At 47.4% G+C, this 22,740-nt stretch carries 21 protein-coding genes; 8 read left to right on the top strand and 13 right to left on the bottom strand.

Annotated features, from left to right (window positions below; all coding sequences use genetic code 11):
- Positions 1-2 precede the first annotated feature (2 nt).
- A complete protein-coding gene (locus tag AABK39_RS07755) occupies positions 3-1,451 on the bottom strand; it encodes a PAS domain-containing sensor histidine kinase (RefSeq protein ID WP_338394353.1) in 1,449 nt (482 codons plus the stop codon).
- A 316-nt stretch (positions 1,452-1,767) separates the two neighbouring features.
- Between AABK39_RS07755 and AABK39_RS07750 the strand changes: the two genes are divergently transcribed.
- Entirely contained in the window at positions 1,768-1,890 is a 123-nt protein-coding gene (locus tag AABK39_RS07750) for a hypothetical protein (RefSeq protein ID WP_338394352.1), read from the top strand.
- A gap of 37 nt (positions 1,891-1,927) precedes the next feature.
- Positions 1,928-2,791, top strand: coding sequence for a hydroxymethylglutaryl-CoA lyase (locus tag AABK39_RS07745; protein WP_338394351.1), 864 nt, complete (start codon positions 1,928-1,930; stop codon positions 2,789-2,791).
- A 62-nt stretch (positions 2,792-2,853) separates the two neighbouring features.
- Here the strand turns inward: AABK39_RS07745 and ndk are convergent, their stop codons facing one another.
- Together ndk and AABK39_RS07735 are read right to left on the bottom strand one after the other, a co-directional pair.
- Positions 2,854-3,324: a nucleoside-diphosphate kinase gene (ndk, locus tag AABK39_RS07740; protein ID WP_338394350.1), complete on the bottom strand. Its 471-nt coding sequence runs from the start codon at positions 3,322-3,324 to the stop codon at positions 2,854-2,856.
- 146 nt (positions 3,325-3,470) lie between these two features.
- The gene (locus AABK39_RS07735; RefSeq protein WP_338394349.1) at positions 3,471-3,779 is read right to left on the bottom strand and encodes a hypothetical protein; all 309 of its coding nucleotides are present in this window, start codon (positions 3,777-3,779) and stop codon (positions 3,471-3,473) included.
- Positions 3,780-4,329: 550 nt separating this feature from the next.
- Between AABK39_RS07735 and AABK39_RS07730 the strand changes: the two genes are divergently transcribed.
- Positions 4,330-5,751 carry an FGGY-family carbohydrate kinase gene (locus tag AABK39_RS07730; protein WP_338394348.1) on the top strand — a complete coding sequence of 474 codons (1,422 nt, stop codon included), beginning with the start codon at positions 4,330-4,332 and terminating at the stop codon, positions 5,749-5,751.
- Here AABK39_RS07730 and AABK39_RS07725 read toward each other — a convergent pair.
- Positions 5,748-6,149 (bottom strand): hypothetical protein, encoded by a 402-nt coding sequence (locus AABK39_RS07725; protein ID WP_338394347.1) that lies wholly within the window; start codon positions 6,147-6,149, stop codon positions 5,748-5,750. The genes AABK39_RS07730 and AABK39_RS07725 overlap by 4 nt on opposite strands.
- Positions 6,150-6,334: 185 nt before the next feature.
- Between AABK39_RS07725 and AABK39_RS07720 the strand changes: the two genes are divergently transcribed.
- Genes AABK39_RS07720 through AABK39_RS07710 form a run of 3 tightly spaced genes read left to right on the top strand, consistent with a single transcriptional unit; the run spans position 6,335 to position 9,732 of the window.
- On the top strand, positions 6,335-7,120 hold the full coding sequence (locus tag AABK39_RS07720) for a hypothetical protein (RefSeq protein ID WP_338394346.1): 786 nt from the start codon (positions 6,335-6,337) through the stop codon (positions 7,118-7,120).
- Complete coding sequence (locus AABK39_RS07715) at positions 7,117-7,791, top strand: metallophosphoesterase family protein (protein WP_338394345.1); 675 nt, start codon at positions 7,117-7,119, stop codon at positions 7,789-7,791. Before AABK39_RS07720 ends, AABK39_RS07715 begins: the two co-directional genes overlap by 4 nt.
- Before the next feature lie 6 nt (positions 7,792-7,797).
- Positions 7,798-9,732: a pyruvate kinase gene (locus AABK39_RS07710; RefSeq protein ID WP_338394344.1), complete on the top strand. Its 1,935-nt coding sequence runs from the start codon at positions 7,798-7,800 to the stop codon at positions 9,730-9,732.
- 536 nt (positions 9,733-10,268) lie between these two features.
- Here the strand turns inward: AABK39_RS07710 and AABK39_RS07705 are convergent.
- Complete coding sequence (locus tag AABK39_RS07705) at positions 10,269-12,530, bottom strand: GH92 family glycosyl hydrolase (protein WP_338394343.1); 2,262 nt, start codon at positions 12,528-12,530, stop codon at positions 10,269-10,271.
- Entirely contained in the window at positions 12,527-14,956 is a 2,430-nt protein-coding gene (locus AABK39_RS07700; protein WP_338394342.1) for a glycoside hydrolase family 3 N-terminal domain-containing protein, read from the bottom strand. Before AABK39_RS07700 ends, AABK39_RS07705 begins: the two co-directional genes overlap by 4 nt.
- A 300-nt stretch (positions 14,957-15,256) precedes the next feature.
- Here AABK39_RS07700 and AABK39_RS07695 point away from each other — a divergent pair, with 300 nt between their 5' ends.
- Positions 15,257-16,084 carry a PDDEXK family nuclease gene (locus tag AABK39_RS07695; protein WP_338394341.1) on the top strand — a complete coding sequence of 276 codons (828 nt, stop codon included), beginning with the start codon at positions 15,257-15,259 and terminating at the stop codon, positions 16,082-16,084.
- Here the strand turns inward: AABK39_RS07695 and AABK39_RS07690 are convergent.
- The 7 genes from AABK39_RS07690 to AABK39_RS07660 form a co-directional block, all read right to left on the bottom strand.
- Complete coding sequence (locus tag AABK39_RS07690; protein ID WP_338394340.1) at positions 16,074-16,856, bottom strand: EI24 domain-containing protein; 783 nt, start codon at positions 16,854-16,856, stop codon at positions 16,074-16,076. The two genes, AABK39_RS07695 and AABK39_RS07690, sit on opposite strands and share 11 nt — an antisense overlap.
- Before the next feature lie 70 nt (positions 16,857-16,926).
- Positions 16,927-17,814, bottom strand: a complete 888-nt coding sequence (locus AABK39_RS07685; RefSeq protein WP_338394339.1) for a chitinase — start codon at positions 17,812-17,814, stop codon at positions 16,927-16,929.
- Positions 17,815-17,948: 134 nt separating this feature from the next.
- A complete protein-coding gene (locus tag AABK39_RS07680; RefSeq protein WP_338394338.1) occupies positions 17,949-18,260 on the bottom strand; it encodes an ArsR/SmtB family transcription factor in 312 nt (103 codons plus the stop codon).
- Positions 18,261-18,365: 105 nt separating this feature from the next.
- Positions 18,366-19,652, bottom strand: a complete 1,287-nt coding sequence (locus AABK39_RS07675; protein WP_338394337.1) for a NupC/NupG family nucleoside CNT transporter — start codon at positions 19,650-19,652, stop codon at positions 18,366-18,368.
- A gap of 85 nt (positions 19,653-19,737) precedes the next feature.
- Positions 19,738-20,394 carry a bifunctional nuclease family protein gene (locus AABK39_RS07670; protein ID WP_338394336.1) on the bottom strand — a complete coding sequence of 219 codons (657 nt, stop codon included), beginning with the start codon at positions 20,392-20,394 and terminating at the stop codon, positions 19,738-19,740.
- Between the two features lie 11 nt (positions 20,395-20,405).
- Positions 20,406-21,371, bottom strand: coding sequence for an electron transfer flavoprotein subunit alpha/FixB family protein (locus AABK39_RS07665; protein ID WP_338394335.1), 966 nt, complete (start codon positions 21,369-21,371; stop codon positions 20,406-20,408).
- Positions 21,372-21,420: 49 nt separating this feature from the next.
- Positions 21,421-22,161: an electron transfer flavoprotein subunit beta/FixA family protein gene (locus tag AABK39_RS07660; protein WP_338394334.1), complete on the bottom strand. Its 741-nt coding sequence runs from the start codon at positions 22,159-22,161 to the stop codon at positions 21,421-21,423.
- Between the two features lie 82 nt (positions 22,162-22,243).
- On the opposite strand from AABK39_RS07660, the gene AABK39_RS07655 reads away from it, so the two are divergent.
- A complete protein-coding gene (locus AABK39_RS07655; RefSeq protein WP_338394333.1) occupies positions 22,244-22,570 on the top strand; it encodes a tetratricopeptide repeat protein in 327 nt (108 codons plus the stop codon).
- Positions 22,571-22,740 lie beyond the last annotated feature (170 nt).

Genomic DNA, 22,740 nt, shown 5'->3' with positions numbered 1-22,740 from the left:
CGTCATACCTGTTTAACCGAGAGCGTAACCGTGATGGTCGTTCCTACACCCTCCTTACTTTCCGCCTTTATCTCCCCGCCGTGGATAGAGGCTATCTTTTTGCAAATCGCCAACCCGACTCCCGAGCCTTCAAAACGGTTCCCTTCCAATCTTTGGAAAATCTGGAACACTTTATTGGCATAAGCCGGATCAAAACCGATTCCGTTATCACGGACACAGATCTCCACCTGGTCTTTTTCCTCCTCCGAATTCTTAGAAACAAAAACCTCCACTCTGGGCCTTTCGTCCGTTTTTCTGAATTTGATAGCGTTGGCCAAAAGGTTTTGGAACAACTGTCTTAACATGGACGGAATTCCCTCCACAAAAGGCAATTCGCCAACCTCAACCTCAGCGCTCTGCCCCTCGATTGGGATTTCCAAGTCGGAAACAACATGTTCCAGCACTTTATTCAAATCCACCACTTCCAAGCTCGCCGACCTAGCCGAAACTCTGGAAAAACTGAGCAATGCATTGATCAAATCCTGCATTCGCCCTGACGCGCTCAGCATTCTTCTCAAATAATCTGAAGACTTCGCATCCAATAGATTCCCCGAATGTGAGCTTATACGCTCTCCAAAAATCCTGATTTTCCGCAAAGGCTCCTGGAGGTCGTGGGAAGAAACATAAGCGAATTCCTCCATATCATGGTTGGCCCGCTCTAATGCCGCCTCAAATCTACGAAGTCTTTCCAAAGAGACTTTCGTCTCCGAGAGGTCTCTCAAAATCACCAAATACCGCCCCGACTCCTGCAATTCGGCAACCCTTAGCCATGCGGGAAACGTTTCCCCGTTTTTCTTCAGGCATCGGCACTCCAGCCCCTTGCTTCCAGTCTTGCCCGGCAATGGCGCCCTAAAGCTCTGCGTCGACAGCAACTCGGCAAACGTAGGCAAATCAACAACCAAACGGCCGAGTCGCAAGCCCGTTAACTCCTCTTGGCGATAACCGAAAAGGTTGACCACTACTTTTCCTGCCTTAAGGATTTCGCCCTGCTTGTCCAGAATAAGCAGAGCGTCGGGGGATTGGCTAAAGAACTCGTCGACACATTCCTCGCTTTTACGGAGGTCGGCTCCCAAGTCGTCTTTTCCGTTAGGGGAATAAAATTCCAGCATAAACGTCCCCTCGCCAACTGAGCTCAACCGAGTTTCGAGGCTGGACAACTCCTGCTTCACAAACGAGAGCGAGAATCGTTTGTCTTTTCCTCCGCCGTCGGGCATAAGGTCCAAAAGGCGCTTAAGCAACATCTTCGAGTCTTCCGTCAAACAACTTTCCCAGCTTTCGGGCGTCAACTTCCCGCCCTCCGCTTGGAGAAGTGCCAAAGCCTTCCCGTTCGCATACTGGAAAAACCCTTTTTTGTCCAACAACACGACACCGCAACTTAACCGCTGAACTATATCCTCAAAATTCAAACTCATATAAATTTCCTTTCGGACCAAAATACAATCGCAATTTAGGCATTTCTGCCCTGCCGGGAAAACCGACACCCCACAAGTTCGCTTCACGGTGAAAATGGGTCGGTTTTTACCCTTCGTCTTCTAACTACAAAAAACGCTTGTTCTTTACGGAAATACAAAAACACGATTCTCAGCTCAAACGAGCCAGAATAAAACAACGCAAACAGTCACCTACTTATTATTTGCAAAGTCTTTCTAAACTACAATTTCCAACAAGACGTAACCTTTCCTTTATCCTTGCGTAACAATATGGGTGCACTAATCAAAAAAGACACTTATGACCTTCATATATTTCGTATTAGGCGCAACCGTCACCGCATTGGCGACGGTCGCAATGTTCGGGTCTAAAAAAATGGAACTCAAACCCATACCCGTCAGAAGCAACGGCAGAAACCGCTAAAATTTGAGGGCGCCTAACCACCGCCCCAAAAGCAAACATGACGAAAACCAACAGAGTTAAGATTACAGAATGCCCCCGCGACGCAATGCAGGGGCTTCTTGCGTTTGTACCCACCGAGTTGAAAATCAAATACCTTTCAGCTTTGGCCAACACTGGGTTCGACACTTTAGACTTCACCAGTTTTGTTTCTCCAAAGGCAATCCCCCAAATGCGAGACGCCTCCGAAGTAACCGAGGCCCTAAGCGAATCGAAAACCGACACGGAGCTTCTGGCCATTGTAGCCAACTTACGAGGCGCGCAAGACGCCTCAAACTTCCCGGGGATCGACACTTTGGGATATCCGTTCTCTGTTTCCGAAACTTTTCAGCTTAAGAACACAAAAAAAAACAGGGAAGAATCGCTCGAATTGGTAAAGCGAATATTGGAAGTGACCTATCAATCGAACAAAAAACTCCGGGTCTATCTTTCTATGGCTTTCGGAAACCCTTACGGCGAGGAATGGAGTCCCGCAATTGTACTGGAATACGCTTCAAAGCTTATCGAAATGGGTGTTCATGAACTCGCTTTGTCCGACACTACCGGTACAGGAACCCCTTCGACTATTGAGCCTCTTTTCGCCCATGCCACAGAAAGTTTTCCTGACGCAATATGGATGGCCCATCTTCACGCCACACCAAAAGCCAGCGTTACGAACATAGAAGCGACACTAAAAGCCGGTTGCCGTTACTTTGACTCAGCCCTCGGTGGCTACGGCGGTTGCCCAATGGCCAAAGATGACCTGACGGGAAACATCGCTACGGAAACACTGATTGCCACCCTCGACAAACAAGGTATTAGCCATAATATCGATACCGAAAAGCTTAAGGAAGCCCAAAAAATCGCTTCCGAGATCTTTGTGTAAAACACAAAAAAACCGTCCAAACGGACGGCTTAAATATCTTTTTCTCAGTTTTAAAGGGCTGATTACGACGCCACTTGGGCTGCGTTCAGGTTTTCCACGAATCCACCTTCGCTGTTAAAGATCTCATTGCGTGAGAAGAAGAACGAAGCTTCGATTTTCGCATTGTCATCACTGTCCGAACCGTGGATAGCATTACGGCCGATAGACTCAGCGTATTTTGCGCGAATAGTGTCCGGCGCAGCCTCTTTCGGGTTTGTGCTTCCGATCAACGAGCGGAAACCTTCAACGGCTCCTTCTTTCTCAAGTACGGCAACTACGATAGGTCCCGAAGTCATGAAATCTACCAATTCGCCGTAAAACGGACGCTCCTCGTGGATTTTGTAGAATTCCTGGGCCTCTTTCTTATTCAGCCTAACAAATTTCAGGGCCGCTACTCTAAACCCGGCGTCAGCGATATCGCCCAAGATTGCACCGATGTGGCCACTCTGAACGGCGCAAGGTTTGATGATGGTGAAGGTGTAGTTCCCTTTCATAGCAGTATTTTTCACTTAGGTAGATAAAATGTGGTTTTGTTTTAGGTTAGGGCAAATATATACATCTACCCTAATAAAACAGCAATCCGGAAGCCTTAAAAAGAGCTATCCAGACTAAACATCTGAAAAATCGGTATCGTTTTCGGTCATTTTTTGAAATCACAAATTGCAAAACGCCTTATCACCTCCTCCTCGCTCTGCGCAAAGGCCTGTTTTGGGGAATAGTCCCTTACCGTCACTTCAAGCATGCAGGCGCAAAACTCCTGCTTTTTCTTCACGCTCGCCGAGTCCAGCTTTTGATATTTCCCTGTCAAAACCAAACAAGTATCCAGCCATTGCTTCTTCTGCTTTGCCGTCCATTCGCCACGTGTTCTGGCCGAAGGTCCGCAAGCGGCGAAACCCAGCGCCAACACAACGAATAAGCTAAACGCCCTAACGATGTTCCTTTTGCACATAATCAAGACAATCCTTTGATTGATGACTTCTAACTCCGAAATATTCCGCCTTGCGAAAAACCAGCAAACCGGCACGGCCCGTATCATTCTTCAGCTACACCGTACGGTCATAAACGTAAATCTCAACTCAAATGTTCATATAAAAAACAACCGGCAACCGTTTGAACCCAGCCCAAACTATGATAAACCAAAAAAAATCACACTATACACAAACCTGTGTGATAAATCGATTTTTTTCTTTCTACAATCGATTAATAATCAACCATAAAGTCCTACAGACAGGCTAACAAGACAATTACGGAGGTTTTTCGGCCGTTTTCTATGCCGAAAATTTTATCTTTGTTATTAAGACCGGCACACAAAGCCCGATCCTTCCCTTCCGGACAGTCCGATTTACCCACAAACCCTTTGTTTCGGGTTAGACCTCCGGGCGGGCAACAATTCGGCTTCTCAAAACATACGTTTTGGCATGTTTAGCCGTTCGCATTAAAGTTAACGACCACCTGCGTCCTCAAACGCAGGAGCCATAGTATCACACAACATTCAGCTTATGGGCCCTTCCGTGATCGCGATTTTCGACATTGGACGAACCAACAAAAAGTTCTGTCTGCTTAACAGGAATTACGAAATAGTGCATGAGGAAATCCGGCAATTTTCGGAAATCGAAGACGAAGACGGGTTCCTGTGCGAAGACCTGGAAGAAATAACGAAATGGATGCGCAAAACGCTCCATGATTGGCTCAAAAGCAGGGACTATACTATAAGGGCGATTAACTTCTCGGCTTACGGCGCCGGACTGGTGCACGTAAACAAATCGGGCAAACCAGTGGCTCCGATTTACAACTATTGGAAGCCGTTACCCCAGCATATCAAAGACGAATTCTTCGAAAAGTACGGCCCGAAGGAAAAATTCCTAAAGGAAACCGCAACCGGAGACCTCAACATGCTGAACTCGGGAATGCAACTGTTCTGGCTTAGAAACGAAAAGCCCGAAGTGTTCAAAAAAGTGCACTCTTCGCTGTACTTGCCCCAATATCTCAGTGCGTTTATTTCTGGCAAAAACTTCTCAGAGCTGACCAGCCTCGGTCTTCATTCCATGATTTGGGATTTCAGCAAAGACCGTAGCCACGACTGGGTTTACAAAGAAAAGCTTTACAATAAATTTCCGCCGGTAATCAGCGCCACAGCCAGCGAGAAGGTTCGCATCAAAAACCGCGAACTCAAATGCGGTATCGGGATACAAGACAGTTTGGCGTCGCTTTATCCTTACCAAATCAGCAACGAAAGGACTTACGTAGCCCTAACTTCGGGTTGCTGGAGCATTGCCATGAACCCGTTCGACGAGAGCGAAATCACCGAAGACGAACTTTCGCAAGACGTATTCAAGGCTTTGGACAGTAGCGGAAAAGCGATCCGAACGGCAAGGATTTTCCTTGGAAGAGAACACGATTACCAAACAAAGCAAATAGCACAACACTTCGGCAAAGACCCAAGCTACGCTTTCGAATTCGACCTGAACGAGAAAACGCTGGAACGTCTGGCTCAATTCCCGAATCCCAACAGGGCATTCTACCCGAAGAATTTTGTGGGAACCGGCCCATTTCCTTCCGCCTATGAAAAGACCGTCGACTTGAGTCTTTTCTCGGACTTCGAAGAGGCTTACCACCAGCTTTTGCTTGATTTGGCCTATATGCAAAAGGTTTCTTTGGAACTCAGCTTCGGGCCAAAAGGCATGGACAAAGTCTTTATGGCCGGCGGATTCAGCCTTAACGAGAAATACACGAAAACCTTGGCGTCCATCATTCCCGACATCCAGCTTTTCAAGAATAACATTAAGTGGTCAGCAGTGCTTGGCGCGGCCTTGCTTCTCCATAACCAGTGGAACAAGCAGACCGAAATCGACAACCTGCTTAACTTCACGGAAGTCGAACCGCTTGACATTGACATTTCGGGATACAAATCCCCGTTCTAACCTTCCGAAGACGCGCCTTCGCGCAACCACGAAAGCGCGTCTTCTTGGTTTTCGAACACCGAAAACTCCAACCGCCCGCGATACGCCACATCAAATTCCTTGTCACCGTAACCGTCCGGGCGCTTTACGAAAGCCAGCTTCCGCATTCCCGCTTTTTCCCATCTCGGCCAATTATCCCGGGCGTTCCATTTTCTGGTAAGCTCAGCCCACCGATACTTTCCGCCCCTGCATTCCACAAGCATTAACTCCGGCGAATTTTCACGTATTACGTCCGAACGCCTTATCAATTCGGCCCTGAGAGCCACGTCGCATTGTGGCCATTCCAGCCAGCAGACCTTCATCAACGATTCTTTTTTGTTGAATCGCACCGTCTGAAAAACATTTTCTAACACTTTCATATTACCTGAGGGATTAACATTTACACTTAACAAAAATCTTACACCAACTGTGCTCGTCGAATTAAAAAAAGGCGGATATTGCATCAGAATTCACGCTTATAGCCAGCGGAAACAAATGCTTCAGCATCCTGAAAACAGACAATTCGGGATGGATAATTGCCCGGAAGGGCCAAACTATTTCATTTATGGGATTTAATCAAGTGGACACGGACAACCTTAGCATAGCGAAATTCGAATTCTATACCGGCGACATTCCGCCACCGTATTGCTATACGTTCCAAATCTTGATCGATTACAACAAAAATATGCTCGTGGATTTCGATCTCAAATATCTTGACAGAGACGAAATCACAGAAGCCGAAATACTTGGTGAAGGCTTTTCGCTAAACGACGATTACCACTGGAAAGGCAGTCTTCCGAAAATTTGGAAAGAAGCCATCAAAGAGAATCTTCAAAAGACCAACTGGGGAAACGAGAAGCAACGAAAAGCGGCCGAAGACACCGCCATCAACATCTCGTTGATGGACAAAAACAGCAAAGCCTTCGACGGCGTGCCCGCCAACAAGGAAATGTGGGAAGTCTTCATTCAGGAGATGATGCAGGCCGTTTTCGAACTTAGCGGCAAGGAAGCGCCGCTTACCATCAGGTATGTGGATAACGTCCCGGGTCAACAGCCCGTCGAGATAAGCCTTTCTCTTAAATTCTCCGAAAGGACGATGCAGGTGGAGAAGAAAATCGGGAAAAACGTAGAAAACAAGTCCTTGTCCTGGAGCAAAATCAAGAATATACTCAAGTACATCTACATCCCGGACTTTGACTATACCTTGGCGAAGACCTCCGCTCCCACCAAAAAGGGCAAGTTCATCGATACGGGCGAAGGGCTTTGGTTCGAATTCGGGAAGAGCGCAAAGAACCCATCAAAAAAAGTGGACGCGCTGAAGACCATTGACGAACTGCTTAAATCGCTATGAGTAGAAGGCTGGCGATTTCAGACATTCACGGCTGTCCGAAAACCTTCGAAGCCTTATTGGACAAAGTCCGGTATTCTCCGAATAAAGACCGGCTTTTCCTTTTGGGCGATTACGTAAACAAAGGCCCGGATTCAAAACGGGTTCTGGAAATCATTTACGACCTCAAGAAACGTTTTCCGGATAACGTAACGGCCCTGCTCGGTAACCACGACCAGCAGGCCCTTAGTTTTTTCGAGCACGGAAATCCCGCAAAGACACTTGTCAACGGACGTTCTTTCGGAGAGATATTCCCCGATTTGAAAAAGAAGGAGCGGATCCGTTTCCGGGATTTTTTCAGGCAATGCCCGCTCTACGCCGAGCTTCCTGATTTTCTGCTGGTGCACGCAGGCTTTGATTTTACGGCCAAAAACATCTTCAAAAACGAAGACGCCATGACCGTGATAAGGGAATTTGTCGTAGACCCTAAAAAGACGGGCAACCGACCCGTAGTCCACGGCCATGTACCTACCCGGCTAAGCACGATAAAGCAACATATAGCCGATAAAGACTGGAATATGCCTTTGGACAACGGGTGCGTGTACGCTGACACCCAAGAAGGAATGGGCCAACTCATCTGCCTGGACCTTGACACATTGACTTTAACCGAACAAGCCAATATCGACCTAACTTAAACCACCATGAGCAAGAAAAAAGACTCTGGTAAAATGGAGAGGCCCTTGGCCGGCGAAACGGATATACATTCCCTGATAAAAGAACTCAAGGAGATTAGGAGCGCAGGGGTGAAATTCCAGAAAAGCCAGAACGAGGCCCTTGGAGATATACATCCTGACTTTGAGAAGAGCGCCAAAAACTTTTTGAGATACTTGGGCTTGCGACAGCAAGACATCAGGCAGATCCAGAAAAGACTCGGCAACCTCGGCGTCTCCCGCCTAGGGCGTGCCGAAGGCCATATCGAGGCCAGCCTTAAAGCCATTATCCATAACCTAAACAAGCTTTCCAAAGACCCGAAGGCCATCCTCTCGCGTGAGGCCAGAGGCTTTCGAAGAGGTCGTTTCTTGCTCGATCACCATACGCTCTCGCTATTGGGGCCAGAGCCGGAGTCCAGATCGGTGCGGATCATGGTCACCTTGCCGTTCACCGCCGCCAACGACTACGAACTGGTCAAGAACATGCTACTTGCGGGTATGAACCTGGCCAGAGTCAACTGCGCCCACGACACGCCTGCGGAGTGGAAACAGATGATTGACAATCTCCGCAAAGCGGAAAAGGAAACGGGCAAAACCTGTAAAGTGTGTATGGACTTGGCCGGTCCTAAATTCCGCACGGGACCCGTGCCGCAAAGCCCGGGAGCGCTTAAAGTTCGTGCGAAAAAGGACCCTTTCGGAAACATAAGGGAAAGCGCGAAAGTCTGGATATCTTCCCAAAACAGCCCGGAAAACTTGGGCAACCTTACGCATATCCCCGCGGAGGAATTCGCAACAAGCGCTTTCTCCTCCAACGATACTCTCCGATTTAAGGACACCCGCAAAAAGAAACGCTCTTTCAGAATTCTGGAAGTCTTTCCCGAAGGGATTTTGGCCGAAACCAAAAAGACCTCTTATCTCAGGTCCGGACTTGTTCTGGCGAAGAAAAATGCCGAACCCGACGAACAGGAAGCAACTATCACAGTAGGGGAACTCCCCCCTACCGACAATTGGATAGACCTGCATATCGGCGATACGCTGGTAATAGAGAAAGGAAACGCGCCCGCCGAAAATACCGTCAAGGATGAAAAAGGCCAGGTTCTGAGCCCCGCTCGCATCAGTTGCGAAGTGGAACACCTTTACACTGACACGCAAATAGGCGAGCCAATATTGCTTGACGACGGAAGCATTGAGGGCATTATCACCCATAAAACCGACGAAGAGTTAACGCTCGAAATCGACTACACCAAACCCGGGGGCGCAAGGCTGAAAGCTGACAAAGGCATCAACGCCCCGGAGAGTGACTTAGGCACCAAAGGCCTCACTGAAAAGGACAAAGAAGACTTGCGCTTCGTGGTCCAACACGCAGATATCGTCAATTTCTCTTTCGTCAACCGTCCGGAAGATGTTCAGGACCTAGAAAACGAGCTGGAAATCATCAAGAAGGAACTCGACGCTCCGCAGACGGACGACTTGGGTGTAATTCTGAAAATCGAAACCCGGAAAGGCTTTAAAAACCTTCCGAGCATACTGCTACAGGCCATGGGCCGAAAAGCCATAGGCGTTATGCTTGCCCGCGGCGATTTGGCCGTGGAATGCGGGTGGAACAATCTGGCCGAAACTCAGGAAGAGATTCTTAGGATTTGCAGCGCCGCCCACGTGCCTATCGTTTGGGCTACGCAGGTATTGGAAGGCTTGGCCAAAAAGGGCCGTCCGTCAAGAGCCGAGATCAGTGACGTGGCCCTAGGCCAGCGCGCCGAGTGCGTGATGCTTAACAAAGGGCCGTTTATTATCGACGCTATTTCCGCTTTGGACAATATCATCGCAAGCATGCAACAGCACCGTCAGAAGATGGCGCCTATGCTTCCGGGATTGGATATGGAAAAGTTCCATTCAAAGAAGGACAAAAAGAAAAAGCAGAAGAAGTAAGCGATCCAGCCGAGCGAATCTATCAGCGACTTGGTTTTCGTTTTATACTAAAAAGGACATTTTCTGCACTCTCCTTTTTCCCTACTCAGGCCACGTACTTACAGGCCATTTTATTACAGGGAAAAAGACCCTATATTCAATAAGGAAAAGAAGACTTCAGCAAAGCCTCCCGATAGGATTATCGGGAGGCTTTTTGCATTAAAAGAAGTCGTTTTTCACTTCACCCAAATCTCTTAAGGGTTTGAGTCAATTCTCTTAACTGTTTCACCCGATTCTCTTAAGTGTTTTACCAATTTCTCTTAAGACAATTGACCGAAGTGGTTAAGAGAATCAAGTGTTTTGCTTAAGAGAATTGACCACAACGCTTAAGCCATTTAAGAAACCTTACTTGGCCCTTTGAGCATTACCCTTGAAAAACCAAAAAACCTTACCTCTCCCAACAAAAAAAGAGTGCGCCACAAATCCGCAACGACCAATAAAATCGTTCCGAATCCGTAACGCACTCTTGCTATTCCGGCTTTAGGCCGGACTTGGGATTATTTTTTAGGAGCAGGTCCCATCACAAAGTGAAGTTCGCTACCGGCTTTAATATCCGAATGCTTGAAGAATGGCTTGTCAAGCGTCTTGCCGTCCAACGTTACACTTTGCACATATTTGTTGTCGCTAGAGTTGTTCTCGGCGGTCACCTTAAACTCCCCGCCTTTTATGCGGAAGGTTACCTCGTCAAACAACGGACGACCGAGAGCGTAAGTAGGATCGCCAGGGCTTACTTGGTAGAAGCCAGCCGAGCTAAGCACATACCAAGCCGACATCTGGCCACAGTCCTCGTTTCCGCGGATACCGGCAGGCGTAGGCTTGTACATCTCCTTCAAGATCTGGTCAACGCGCTCTTGCGCTTTCCAAGCCTTTCCGGCGTAGTTGTACATGTACGGGATGTGGTGGCTAGGCTCGTTGCCGTGAGCGTACTGACCGATCAGGCCAGTAATGTCGCCAGAAGCATGCTCTCCCTCCACTTTCGCTGTAGTCGTGAAAAGTTCGTCGAGTTTGGCCGTGAACTTCTCAGGTCCGCCCATCAACTCGATGTATCCTTCCACATCGTGAGGCACAAACCATGACCACTGCCATGCGTTACCTTCGATGTAATCGCCGTTGCTGTGATCCGAATAGTTCGGGCTAAATGGCGTTTTCCAAGAACCGTCAGCGTTTTTACCACGCATAAAACCTACGCTCGGGTCGTAGTAGTTTTTGTAACCTTTGGCTCTCTTATCAAAGCGGGCCTGACCTTCTTTGTCGCCAACGATTTCGCAGATACGGGCCACACACCAGTCATAGTAAGCGTGCTCAAGTCCGTAAGATACCGAACCGCCGATCGAGTCGGCCGGAGAGTATCCGATTTTGTTGATGAAGTAATTGTGCCTAGGCATAACACGCGCCACCATACGGTCGGCAAGGTGCGATATTTTTTCTGGATTATACTCGGCGCTTGTAAGCGATGCCTCCAATACCTTTTTCGAATCAAGCTTTACCAAGCCCTTGGCCATGTTATCGGCGATAACAGAGATCGCAGGATAACCCACCATCGTTCCGGTGTAATTACCGGCCAACGGCCATTTAGGAAGCATACCGCCCTCCTCATACTTCAGCATAAGGCTTTCGGTCCACTCAGCCGAACGCTCAGGCTCGATGATAGTCATCAGCGGGTGAAGCGCACGGAAAGTATCCCACAAAGAGAATACGGTGTAGTTGGTGAACTTGTCGGTTTGGTGAACCTTAAGGTCCATCCCACGGTACTGGCCGTCTACGTCACCGTAAACCATCGGCGCCATCATACTGTGGTAAAGGGCCGTGTAGAAGCTCTTCTTGGCCTCAGTATCAGAAGTCTTGATACGCATTTTGCTCAAGGCGCTGTCCCAAGTACGAACAGCCTCTTTGCGTACACGGTCAAAGTCAAAGTCCTTTACCTCAGCGGTAAGGTTACGCTCGGCACCAGCTTCGCTAACCGGCGAAATCGCCACTTTAGCCACAACCGGCTTGTCGCTCTTACCAAAGTCCAGGTAAAGCGTTACCGCTTCGCCTTCGCCTTTGTCCTCTTCGTAGTCTTTACCGTCAAGTTTAGTCTTCAATACGATAAAAGGCTCTTCGAATTTCGCATAGAAATAAACGTAGTGCTCAGAAGCCCAACCTTTACTCTTACGAAGACCGCGGATAGTTTGGTCATCGACGATCTCGAAAGTGTTCTTGGAGTTCTTATGCCCCCAGTTAGGTTGCAGTACGTGCGACACGTCGAACATCACTCTTCTGTTCTCCCCTTTCGGGTAAGAATAACGGTGAACACCAGCACGCGTAGTGGCGGTCAATTCGGCTTTTACGCCGTAGTCGCCCAAAGTCACTTGATAGTAGCCCGGTGTAGCGCTTTCGGTCTTTTTGTCGAAAGCCGAAGTCATCTTTTCCTTGATCTCGCCAGTATAAGGCAACACGAGCACATCGCCCATATCACCGATTCCGGTTCCGCTCAGGTGCGTGTGACTAAAGCCGTAAATCAAGCTGTCGTCGTAGTGATAACCGCTTGACGCGTCCCAGCCCATGATATGCGTATCGGGACTCAGCTGAACCATACCGAATGGCACAACGGCGCCGGGGAAAGTATGGCCGTGAAAGCCCGTTCCGATAAACGGGTCGACGTATTGGAGCACATCCTCCTCAGTCTTGTTTTCCGCCTTGTCCGCTCCGCCACAAGCCGTAAATCCGGCTACGGCGAGAACCGCCAATACGCGGGTCAAAAAATTGCGCTTAATCATATCTTTCCGAATTTGATGTCTTTGTTGATTTTGAATTCGCCTTTCAAACGGATATTGTCAGAAGCCTGTCCGATATTCACTTTGAAAGTTCCCGCTTCGGTTACCTCTTCCATATCGCGGTTGATCAAGCTCAAATCCTGCGGAGAAACCTCAAACGTAACCGTTTTGGTCTCTTTAGGCTGGATATGAACCCTGTCGAATCCGCGAAGCTGCCAATCGTAAGTGATGATCGAGCTGAAATCGTCTTTGATATAAAGCTGAGGCACTTCGTCGCCGGCACGCTCACCAATGTTGGTGATATCGCAACTAACCTTAAGCTTTCCGCCTTTATCGATGTTGTTTTCGATTTTGAGGTTAGAGTAGCGGAAGTTAGTGTAAGACAATCCGTAACCGAAGTTGTAAAGTGGCTCTACCACTCGGCTATCTCCTGTACCGTTCGGTCCTTCGTGCGCCTGACCAGCCTGTGAGTAAGGCTTGTTAGGGAAGTTGATCGGAATCTGACCTACGGATCTCGGGAATGTCATCGCCAAACGTCCGGCAGGGTTATAATCACCAAAGATTACGTCAGCGATAGCGTTTCCACCGAACTCACCAGGGAACCAACCCGCCAAGATAGCGTCAGCATCACGAGCCGAGTAGTTCAAAGCCAACGGACGACCGCTCAGCAAAACCACGACTACCGGCTTACCGGTTTCCACCATGGCTTTTACCAAGTCTTTCTGACGGCCCGGCAACTGCAAGCTAGTACGAGAAAGGTTTTCTCCTACCATAGTTTCGTCCTCGCCAACGAACACGATTACAGCATCGCTGTCTTTGGCCTTACCTTCCGCCTCGGCGATCAGGTTTTTCTCCCTGTTGTCCATCGGGCGGTCATAAACTTCCGAGTCAGGCCAGCCTTTGTCGTGAAGTTCGGAACCCAAAGCGTAATCAACCTCAACGCCTTTCAGGTTCTTGTCGCAATATTCCTGAATACCACGAAGACCAGTCACCACATCGATACCCAAAGCACCGTAACGGCTGATGGAAGCGCTCTGGTTTTTGGCCATAGGACCGCAAACCAACACTTTCTTCGTAGATTTTTTATTCAAAGGAAGAACTCCTTCGTTCTTCAACAATACGATCGATTCTCTTGATGCCTGCAACGACAAATCGAGGTGCTTTTTGCTACGAACAACTTTGTCGGCGTTTTCCTCTTCGCGGAAAGGCTTGTCGAACAATCCTTCGCGGAATTTCACGTAGAGTACGTCGCGAACACGGTCGTTCACAACATCCATCGACATATTTCCTTCCTGAATCAACTCACGCAAAGGTTTTACGAAGTTGTTCGGATCGTTGAAAGTCGTTCTTACGTTTACGCCTGCGTTTACGGCCTGTCTTACAGCCTCTTTATACGAGTCGGCTACACGGTGCTTGGTATACAAGTAAGCCAAGGCATCACTGTCCGTAACTACATATCCTTTGAAGCCATATTTCTTACGAAGGATATCGTCCAAAAAGAGTTTGCTACCCGTAATCGGCACTCCGTCATAATCGTTATAAGAACTCATTACGCCAAGAGCACCGCCTTCCATAATGGCTTTTTTGAACGGATAAAGGTAAACCTGGTGTACCTCTCGCCAAGTAATATGCGGATCGGTACGCACGTGGCCGTCACGTCCGCCTTTAGGAGCGGAATAAACAGCATAGTGCTTCAGTGTGTTGGCTACGCCTTCGCTGGCCACACCTTTGGTAATGTTCACGCCATACTCGCCTACCAAGTAAGGATCCTCGCCGAAACACTCAACGGTACGCCCCCAACGCTGGTCGCGGTTTACGTCCAAAACAGGAGTGTAAACGTTGCTGTATCCCAACGCGTAAGCTTCCTTACCGATAACTTTTCCGATTTCGTGAACAAGGTCCTTGTTCCAAGTGGCTCCCACACCGATTTGGGCAGGGAAAGAAGTGGCTTTATAATGGTTCAGACCGCGGATGCCCTCGTCGGTAAAATCAACCGGGATACCCAGACGGGTCTGTTCCACAAAAAATTTCTGGATTTCGTTCAGTGCCCAAACGTGCTTTCCGTAAGGGAAAGAATACTGGGCGCCGGTATAAACGCCGTTTGAAGGCTCGTCAATGTTACCGAGACCGTCTTTCCAAAGTTCGTTTTTCCATTCGGGTGTAGGGATTTCATCTTTGGCTACACGACCATAGCCGTAAAGCGTAACCATTTGGCAGGTTTTCTCCTCCACACTCATCTGAGAGAGCAGATCCTCCACGCGTTCCTCAATAGGTTTCGAAACATCCTCGTAGACGTCCTTCTTACCATTCTTGTTAAGATCAATCCACCCCTTATGGTAGATCGAGCTTTTCTTTTGCGCAAGCGCCGTGCAGTGAATGCCCCCCAACATCCCAACTGCAAGCCCAAGGGCCAATAACCGATTCCTCATGTCGCTAAATACATTTTTGTGAATAAAAAAATCTTCCTTTGAAGACTCCCTCCGTCTTTTTCCTTCCAAATCCCAATTCCCTAAAAGATTCCGAATATCGATTTCGAAAAAATCGGACATTGTTTTGTCAGTATTTTTAATGACTTGATCAAATTTACGGGTTTTCGCTAAAAAACTCAGGCCAAACCCTCCTTAATATGAGGAACCTAAAAGTCAAAACAACCTCTATTTACACTCTGAAATACATTTGTCGCTATTCTAAGATAAAGTTTTAGCCTATTTTTGCCGAAAAACAGAATCTTGGACCAAGAACTCATCGAATTCATCCGCTCGCATTCCCATGCGAAGCATATTCAGGACACTAAAGAAGGCATAAACTTCCCTGAGCTAAACTTAACTTTAAAGTTTCACCATGTCCGGGACGGCATTTCTATAAGTGGCCAGCAACTTCAGGCCGAATCGTTGGAAAGCATCCGCAATGGAATACGATTGGTCAGAATTTGGGAAGACGAATGGGTTTTCAGGAAAAAGATCATCAAGTCCCGAATACTATCACTACTTGGCCAAACCCAAAGAATCTACGGCCGACAAACACACGCCGAACCCATCAGCGCCGAACAGCTCAAAGACTTCCTGACAGAAAACCATTTACAGATTCCGCTAAAGGCCAAACACAAATACGGACTTTATCACAGGGGAAGACTAGTCGCTGTAATGGCTTTCAGTAAAGGGCGATTTATCGAACGGGACGGCAAAAAGTTCCACTCTTTCGAACTGATGAGGCATTGTAACGCCTTGGGCAAAACCGTAATCGGCGGAATGGATAAGTTGCTCAAACATTTCATCCAAGAGCACCAACCTGACGACATCATGAGTTATGCCGATCTGGATTGGTCGGACGGAAACGCATACAAACGGGTGGGCTTTGAACTAGTGGAGACCACACCGGCTCAACACTTTTGGGTAGATATGGAATCCGGCCAACGGGTTTATCCAAACAAAGTCCATCAACTGATCAAGAAAGAGCTCGAAACCGGCTTAACCGAAGATGACATTATGTTTGGCAAAGGGTATTACAAAGTCTTCAATTCCGGGAATCTGAAATTCCTTAAATTGATCAATAAATAGTTTCTCTTTCGTAAACTTCCGTATGCGATTTTGCTTTGGCGTTATCATCCAGACTCAACAATGCGGCCGCCAAAGCTAATGCCGGACCAAACAACGCCCCGAACAAAGGGACCAACAATAATAAATTGAAAATCATCCCATTGCCTACAGCCAACCCTCTTCTGCTTTTAATATAACTATAACTTTGTTTAGGGCTCATTCGTGCCAAAATCCAACTGTAATCAAGCATGGAAAAACCGAAATAATAGCTCTCGGTCACGAAAATCATAACGGCAAAAACCGGTGACAGAATCGGAACGGCAAAGGAAAGCACAAGAAGCCCCAAAGTCCAAGCGAGCTCCATAAACAGATTTCGAACAGAAACCACAACTCCCCTTTTCGCTTCTTTTATAAAAGATGAAAAAACAAACTTTTCGCTTCCTCCGTAAATCACTCGCTGAAACTTCTCCGCTTGTATCGCTAATATTGGAGCGAAAAGAATCAGCATAATGTACCTATACAGTTTAAGATAAATAAAGGCTGTCGTTATCCTTGCGAAAAACACAAGAAAAAGGTGAACGTAACCGGACCACACCTCGCTAAGATCCACATCCCACAAAGAGAGAAAATAGTCAACAATAGTACCCGAGGTGAACCAAGCGCCCACTCCCAAGCCCACAAACAGAATCAGGTTTGCCAGCGCGGGCCAAACAAGCCAACTACCCAATCGATTTCCCTTCAAGAAAATGTACGCTCTTTTGTAGGCGTAAACGGCTTTCAAAAAGTCTCTCATAGCTCAAAACAAAGTAACACCCGCCAAAGATGACAGGTGTTACAATATATAAAATTATCGAAATATGCGATCAAAACGGTTGCATGTTCTCACAATCACAGTCCAGCTCTTTGTCTAATTCGTAATAATTTAGGTATCGACTATAATAGCCTACCCTGTCTTCGGCTTCCATACTGTTTTTATATCCGCACTCCACTCCGCCGTTGATGATATTGATTGTCAAGCCAAACCCCGGCAACCGCCCAGCGGCCGAATCTTGCGGAGTAGGAATCCATTTCCCTACCATAACATCATGACACGAAGGTTTATTCCCTTGCGCCGTCATCCAAAACCAAATGGCGGTCTTGATTGACAGAACGCTGTCCCTAGCCACTTGGTCAGCGTTTTCCAAAAGCGATTTACCCAGCCCCAAATCCTCACCGCACAAGCCATAATTATAGTTATAGCTCAGCTGGATAGGCCCGCGCCCATAATATTGCTGGCCTGGAACGGGCGGATACTTTTTGCCCAAAACACCAGAAGTGTCAACATACTGCGGGCAATTCTGCATCTTGGTTTTCTCATTGTAGCACCCCACTTCCCTAATCCAATAATATCCGTAATAATACGGTCCCATCGGGGCTGAGGGGTAGCCACCGGTCGTTTCGTGCGAAGTGTTCGCTAAAAACGCAGCCAACTCTCGTTTACGAACGTTTACGTTTCCTTCGTTACAAAACAAAGGAAAAGCGGAAGCCGCCTCTATAAAAGCGGAATAAGTGTAGAAAGGGTTTCTGGAACGGATTTTCACTTTATAACGAGCGTCATACACGGAGTCTGGCAACAGCGCATCGAAATCCTTCTCAGTCAAAATGTCCGAAATCAGCCCTTGAGAGCCGATCCCCAAATCATCGTCGTCAGTCCCTTTACACGCTACAAAGAACAGTATCCCCCAAAATAAACAAAGGCGTATTTTTCCCATCTTTTTACAGTTTAGGAAAAATACACCTTTAGATGTCTTTTGTTTTATCCTTTTGTGATTAATCCGTGTCCGCTAACCAGACCGTCAAAATCCCAAAAGAAAAAGACAAAGAAAGCGACTCAAGGGCCGTTTTCTCAGAGCACCTCGCAAGAATTCATGCACTCGAGAACACCGAGCACTTCCTTCATTTTGAGGTAGTAAAAGATCTGCTTGCCTTTTCTAGTACTTTTCAAAACCCCCGAATGCTTAAGATTCGAAAGGTGATGAGAAGTCAAAGACTGCTCAGACCCAAGCTGTTCGCAAATATCATTAACGCAGAGGGCCTCATGCTTGGCCAACAGGCTAATGATATTGATCCTTAGCGGATGTGCGATAGTTTTCAACACAAAAGCCACTTTTTCCAGCCTTTCTGTTGTAATATCCGATTGTAATTGCAACGTATCCATGGTATAAAAATAAGAACATTGCAACAGATTAAAAAATAAAAACAAATTTACTTTTTACATCTATTTATTTAATAAATACAACAGCAAAGACCGCTTCGGCTTTTATCAAACCAGTATCATTCCCGCAATTGTCGCTGTCATCATACAAGCCAAAGTCGCCCCTAACAATGCGCGAAGGCCCAATTGGGACAATGTTCCCTGTTTGCTTGGAGCAATTCCGCCTATGCCGCCAATCTGGATTGCTATTGACGAAAAGTTCGCAAAGCCGCACAAAGCATACGTAGAAATGATTATGGCTTTAGGTGTTAATGCGCCGGCATCTTTCAACTCGGCTAGGTTCAGGTAAGCCACAAACTCGTTAATCGCGGTCTTTTGCCCCAGAAGGCTACCAACCAACAATGACTCACTCCAGTCCACTCCGATCACCCAAGCGAACACCCTGAAAATTTGCCCGAGAATATATTCCATTGACAGTTTGTCGAACGTGTGTCCGGTAGATTCGGCAACCCATTCGTTCATTCCCGTCATACCACCTATCCATCCGAAACCAGCGTTAAGAGCAGCGATAACCGCAATAAACGCAAGCAACATACCACCTACGTTCAACGCAAGCTGAAGACCGTCGCCCGCTCCTTTTGACAACGCATCGATAAGGTTCACGCCAAGCTGGTCCCCTCCTACATTAAGGTTTTTGTCCACATCGTCATCATCCGTCTGCGGCACCAAAATCTTAGACATTACAATAGCCGCCGGAGCGTTCATAATCGAAGCGCTTAGCAAATAGGCCGCAAACTTGGTTTTTTCAACAGGATCATCTCCGCCAAGAGCACTAACATAAGCGGCCAAAACACCGCCAGCCAACGTAGCCATACCACCGGTCATCAGACACATAAGCTCTGATTTGGTCATTTTGGCAACGAAAGGCTTCACCAACAAAGGCGCTTCGGTTTGTCCCAAGAAAATGTTACCGGCCGCCGACAATGATTCCGCTCCCGAAAGGCGCATGGTTTTAGCCATCACCCAAGCTATACCGTAAACTATCTTTTGAAGAACACCCAGATAATAAAGACCTGCGGTAACAGTAGAAAAGAAAATAATGGTTGGCAAAATCTGGAAAGCGAAAATAAAACCAGATTTGTTTACAAGCGCCAAGTCACCAAACACGAATTTCGCCCCGTCAATGGAGAAGTCAAGAAAACGCACAAACACTTCACTGACAACGTTGAAACCTTTCGCGACAATTGGCACTTGAGTAATTAACACTCCAAAGACCAATTGGATAAACACTCCAATCCCCACTAGTTTCCAGTCAACTCTCTTCCTGTTGCCGGAAAACAACAACGCGACTCCCAACAGAACCACGATTCCGAACAATCCTCTCAAATACTCCATAACCTCTCTTGAATAACATACTAAATAACGTAAAAAAGCCGGCTAACCCACTCTCACAGGGCTCCGGCTTTTTTACGCAAATCGTCTATTTTCTTGAATCCATCTCGTCCCTAATTCTCGCCGCCAGCTCATAGTCCTCTCGGGCGATTGCCTCGTCGAGTTTCTGCTGGAGTTTCGCCATCGAGAAACCACTATAAGGGCCACCGCCCTTCGGTTTCTCCTTTTTTACAGGCTGTTCCTGGGCCGGAACTTCCGCTTCGCTTTTCTTGGCAAACATTTCAGCGTCCTCTTCCTTTTTATCGGCGCCACCATCCTCTTTCTCCTTCTCCTCTTCGGACAGCTCGATACCCGCCTCCTTCATAATAAAGGGAAGCGTGTTGATTTCCGCCTCGAAGCGCAACCCGATAGCGATAGCATCCGAAGGTCTGGCGTCGATCGATACAAGCTCACCGTCTTTACGGCACAAGATCTTGGCGAAAAACACCCCTTCTTTCAGATCCGAAATCAGGACTTCCTCAACACTGAAGCCGAACTCCTTACCGAATGACTTGAACAAGTCGTGAGTCATCGGCCGATTAGGCAAGATTTTCTCAATCTCGATGGCTATGGCTTGCGCCTCAAACATTCCGATGATAATGGGCAACCTTCGGGTTCCGCCAGATTCACCCAGCACCAACGCAAACGAACCTGATTGAGACTGAGACGACGATAGTCCCAGTATATCCAGTTTAATTTTCTCCACTGAATTTACTTTTAACTTTCCAACGCCTGTACGGCTTTAGTCAACCGAGGCAACACCTCGAACGCATCGCCGACCACTCCGTAATCGGCCACTTTGAAGAAAGGTGCTTCGGGATCTTTGTTTATTACCACTATTGTTTTCGAGGAACTAATCCCGGCTAAATGCTGTATAGCCCCGGAAATCCCCACCGCAATATATAAATTTGGACTGACTTTCACACCAGTTTGTCCTACGTGCTCATGGTGAGGCCTCCAATTCATATCCGAAACGGGCTTACTACACGCAGTAGCGGCATGCAAAGCTTTCGCCAAATCCTCTACAATCCCCCAATTTTCGCCACCTTTCAGGCCTCTTCCGCCCGAAACCACTATCTCGGCTTCGGTCAATAGAACGTCGCCTTCTGCCTTTTCAGTATTAAGCAACTTAATCTTATTTGCGGCCGGAACTTCAACATTTACTTCTTCCACCTCCGAAAGCCCCGTTCCTTCTTCGAAAGGCATAGCTCCTTTTCTGAGCGTAACGATCTTTTTTTCCGATTTTAACTCGACGGAACAGAACGCTTTTCCCGTGAAAACTCCTTTCTTAAAAACTCGGCATGAGTCATCCTCGGGCAAACCCGTTACGTTTGTCACCAAAGAAGCGTTCTGCTTCACAGCCAACCGACCGGCCAAGACGTTGGACGAAGACGATTGGGCCAATATCGCCACCGTAGCGCTGGATTCATCCATTACTTCCGACAGTACGGAAGCGAAAACCCCAGCCTCAAAAACCCCGAAAGAATCGCCTTCCACATGCTTTACCTTTTCCGCCCCGGCAGCCCCAGCTTTTTCAAGTTCCCCTCCGTTGAACTTCCCAAACGCCACACCCGACACAGGCACTCCCATCCGTTTTCCCAGCTCCACTCCGTAGGCCATAGCCTCCAAGCCCGATTTCTTTAACGCTCCGTCCTCATTTTCCAAAAATACTATTACCGACATACTTCTTTCATTTTGGGTATTACATCATTATATCAAAGCGTCCCTAGGCTTAAAGGACTTTGGCTTCATTCCGCAACAAATCAACCAACTCTTCCATATTCTCCGCGTCGACCATTCTCACCGCATCTTTTTTCTCCGGCAACACGTATTTTTCCGCCTCCGTTTTCTCGGCTCCGTTTCCAGCCGGTATCACTTCAAATGGCTTTCTCTTGGCGGACATAATTCCCCTCATATTCGGAATCTTCCACTCGGCAATCGGCTCTTGGCATCCCAAGACTAAAGGTAATTCCGCTTCCAGGTTTTCAGTACCCGCGTCGATTTCCCTTTCTATTTTCGCTTTTCCTCCCTCGATTTCCAGAAGCATCACCGGAGCGATGGACGGAACGCTCAACATCTCGCCTACCATACCATGCACCACGCCCCCGTTGAAGTCGATGGATTCACGCCCCATCATTACCAAATCGAAATCCTTGCCTTGGGCGTAATCGGCGATCTGCCGAGCGACAAAAAACGAATCTGCCGGTTCGGCGTCAATCCTGACGGCTTTGTCCGCACCTATGGCCAGCGCCTTTCTCAATGAGGCGTCAGAGGTCCCGGTACCTACGTTAAGCACCGTGATTTCCCCCTCGCCGGCTTGGGTTTTCAAATCCACAGCCTTGGAAAGCGCATAATCATCATATGGACCTATAATATACTGTACACCGGTAGCATCGAACTTCTTACCGTCTGGGGTGAACGATATCTTCGAAGTCGTGTCCGGCACATGAGTAATGCAAACCAATATTTTCATAACTTTGCCGAGTTTAATTGCTGATTATATATCACATTAATGATATAAAAAATCTTTGAAAAAATAAAAAAAACATAGCTCTATGGCTTCGGAAAGAATACTTCAACTAAAAAAATTCCTTAAGGAAGACCCTAACGACCCATTTCTTATTTACGCACTCGCTACCGAATATAACAACATAGACAAGAACATTGCTAAAGAGCACTTCGATTCCCTATTGAAAAATCATCCCGACTATGTAGCGACATACTATCACGCGGCCGCTTTGTACTCTGAGCTTGGGTTTGTGGACAAAGCGAAAGAGATTTACGAAACCGGTTTGGAAAAAGCGCTGAAAGCCGGCGACAAACACGCACATAAAGAATTAAGCAACGCCTACCAGAATTTCCTGTTCGAGGAGGATCTGTGATAATTTTGGCCTAAAAACGCATAAAGTTTCCAACAAAAACGCGTTTGGGCTTGAACAGCAGAGCCAGAAACATAATTTTGTGCGTCCATTTCTCCGGATTCGCACTAATAAAGGGAAATCTCCGCTTTTTCAGGGCGATTCCGGGCTTAAAACAGAGATAACATTCATAA

The organism is Fulvitalea axinellae (genome assembly GCF_036492835.1).
GTDB lineage: Bacteria > Bacteroidota > Bacteroidia > Cytophagales > Cyclobacteriaceae > Fulvitalea > Fulvitalea axinellae.
Note: the sequence above shows the minus strand (reverse complement) of the source record. Positions and strands in the feature narration are given on the sequence as shown.

Coding starts and splice junctions, on each gene's coding strand:
- AABK39_RS07750 (WP_338394352.1), top strand. CDS start 1,768: ATGACCTTCATATATTTCGTATTAGGCGCAACCGTCACCGCATTGGCG.
- AABK39_RS07690 (WP_338394340.1), bottom strand. CDS start 16,856: ATGAGAGACTTTTTGAAAGCCGTTTACGCCTACAAAAGAGCGTACATT.
- AABK39_RS07730 (WP_338394348.1), top strand. CDS start 4,330: ATGGGCCCTTCCGTGATCGCGATTTTCGACATTGGACGAACCAACAAA.
- AABK39_RS07705 (WP_338394343.1), bottom strand. CDS start 12,530: ATGATTAAGCGCAATTTTTTGACCCGCGTATTGGCGGTTCTCGCCGTA.
- AABK39_RS07715 (WP_338394345.1), top strand. CDS start 7,117: ATGAGTAGAAGGCTGGCGATTTCAGACATTCACGGCTGTCCGAAAACC.
- AABK39_RS07710 (WP_338394344.1), top strand. CDS start 7,798: ATGAGCAAGAAAAAAGACTCTGGTAAAATGGAGAGGCCCTTGGCCGGC.
- AABK39_RS07680 (WP_338394338.1), bottom strand. CDS start 18,260: ATGGATACGTTGCAATTACAATCGGATATTACAACAGAAAGGCTGGAA.
- AABK39_RS07720 (WP_338394346.1), top strand. CDS start 6,335: ATGGGATTTAATCAAGTGGACACGGACAACCTTAGCATAGCGAAATTC.
- AABK39_RS07675 (WP_338394337.1), bottom strand. CDS start 19,652: ATGGAGTATTTGAGAGGATTGTTCGGAATCGTGGTTCTGTTGGGAGTC.
- ndk (WP_338394350.1), bottom strand. CDS start 3,324: ATGAAAGGGAACTACACCTTCACCATCATCAAACCTTGCGCCGTTCAG.
- AABK39_RS07700 (WP_338394342.1), bottom strand. CDS start 14,956: ATGAGGAATCGGTTATTGGCCCTTGGGCTTGCAGTTGGGATGTTGGGG.
- AABK39_RS07755 (WP_338394353.1), bottom strand. CDS start 1,451: ATGAGTTTGAATTTTGAGGATATAGTTCAGCGGTTAAGTTGCGGTGTC.
- AABK39_RS07655 (WP_338394333.1), top strand. CDS start 22,244: ATGGCTTCGGAAAGAATACTTCAACTAAAAAAATTCCTTAAGGAAGAC.
- AABK39_RS07745 (WP_338394351.1), top strand. CDS start 1,928: ATGACGAAAACCAACAGAGTTAAGATTACAGAATGCCCCCGCGACGCA.
- AABK39_RS07660 (WP_338394334.1), bottom strand. CDS start 22,161: ATGAAAATATTGGTTTGCATTACTCATGTGCCGGACACGACTTCGAAG.
- AABK39_RS07725 (WP_338394347.1), bottom strand. CDS start 6,149: ATGAAAGTGTTAGAAAATGTTTTTCAGACGGTGCGATTCAACAAAAAA.
- AABK39_RS07665 (WP_338394335.1), bottom strand. CDS start 21,371: ATGTCGGTAATAGTATTTTTGGAAAATGAGGACGGAGCGTTAAAGAAA.
- AABK39_RS07685 (WP_338394339.1), bottom strand. CDS start 17,814: ATGGGAAAAATACGCCTTTGTTTATTTTGGGGGATACTGTTCTTTGTA.
- AABK39_RS07735 (WP_338394349.1), bottom strand. CDS start 3,779: ATGTGCAAAAGGAACATCGTTAGGGCGTTTAGCTTATTCGTTGTGTTG.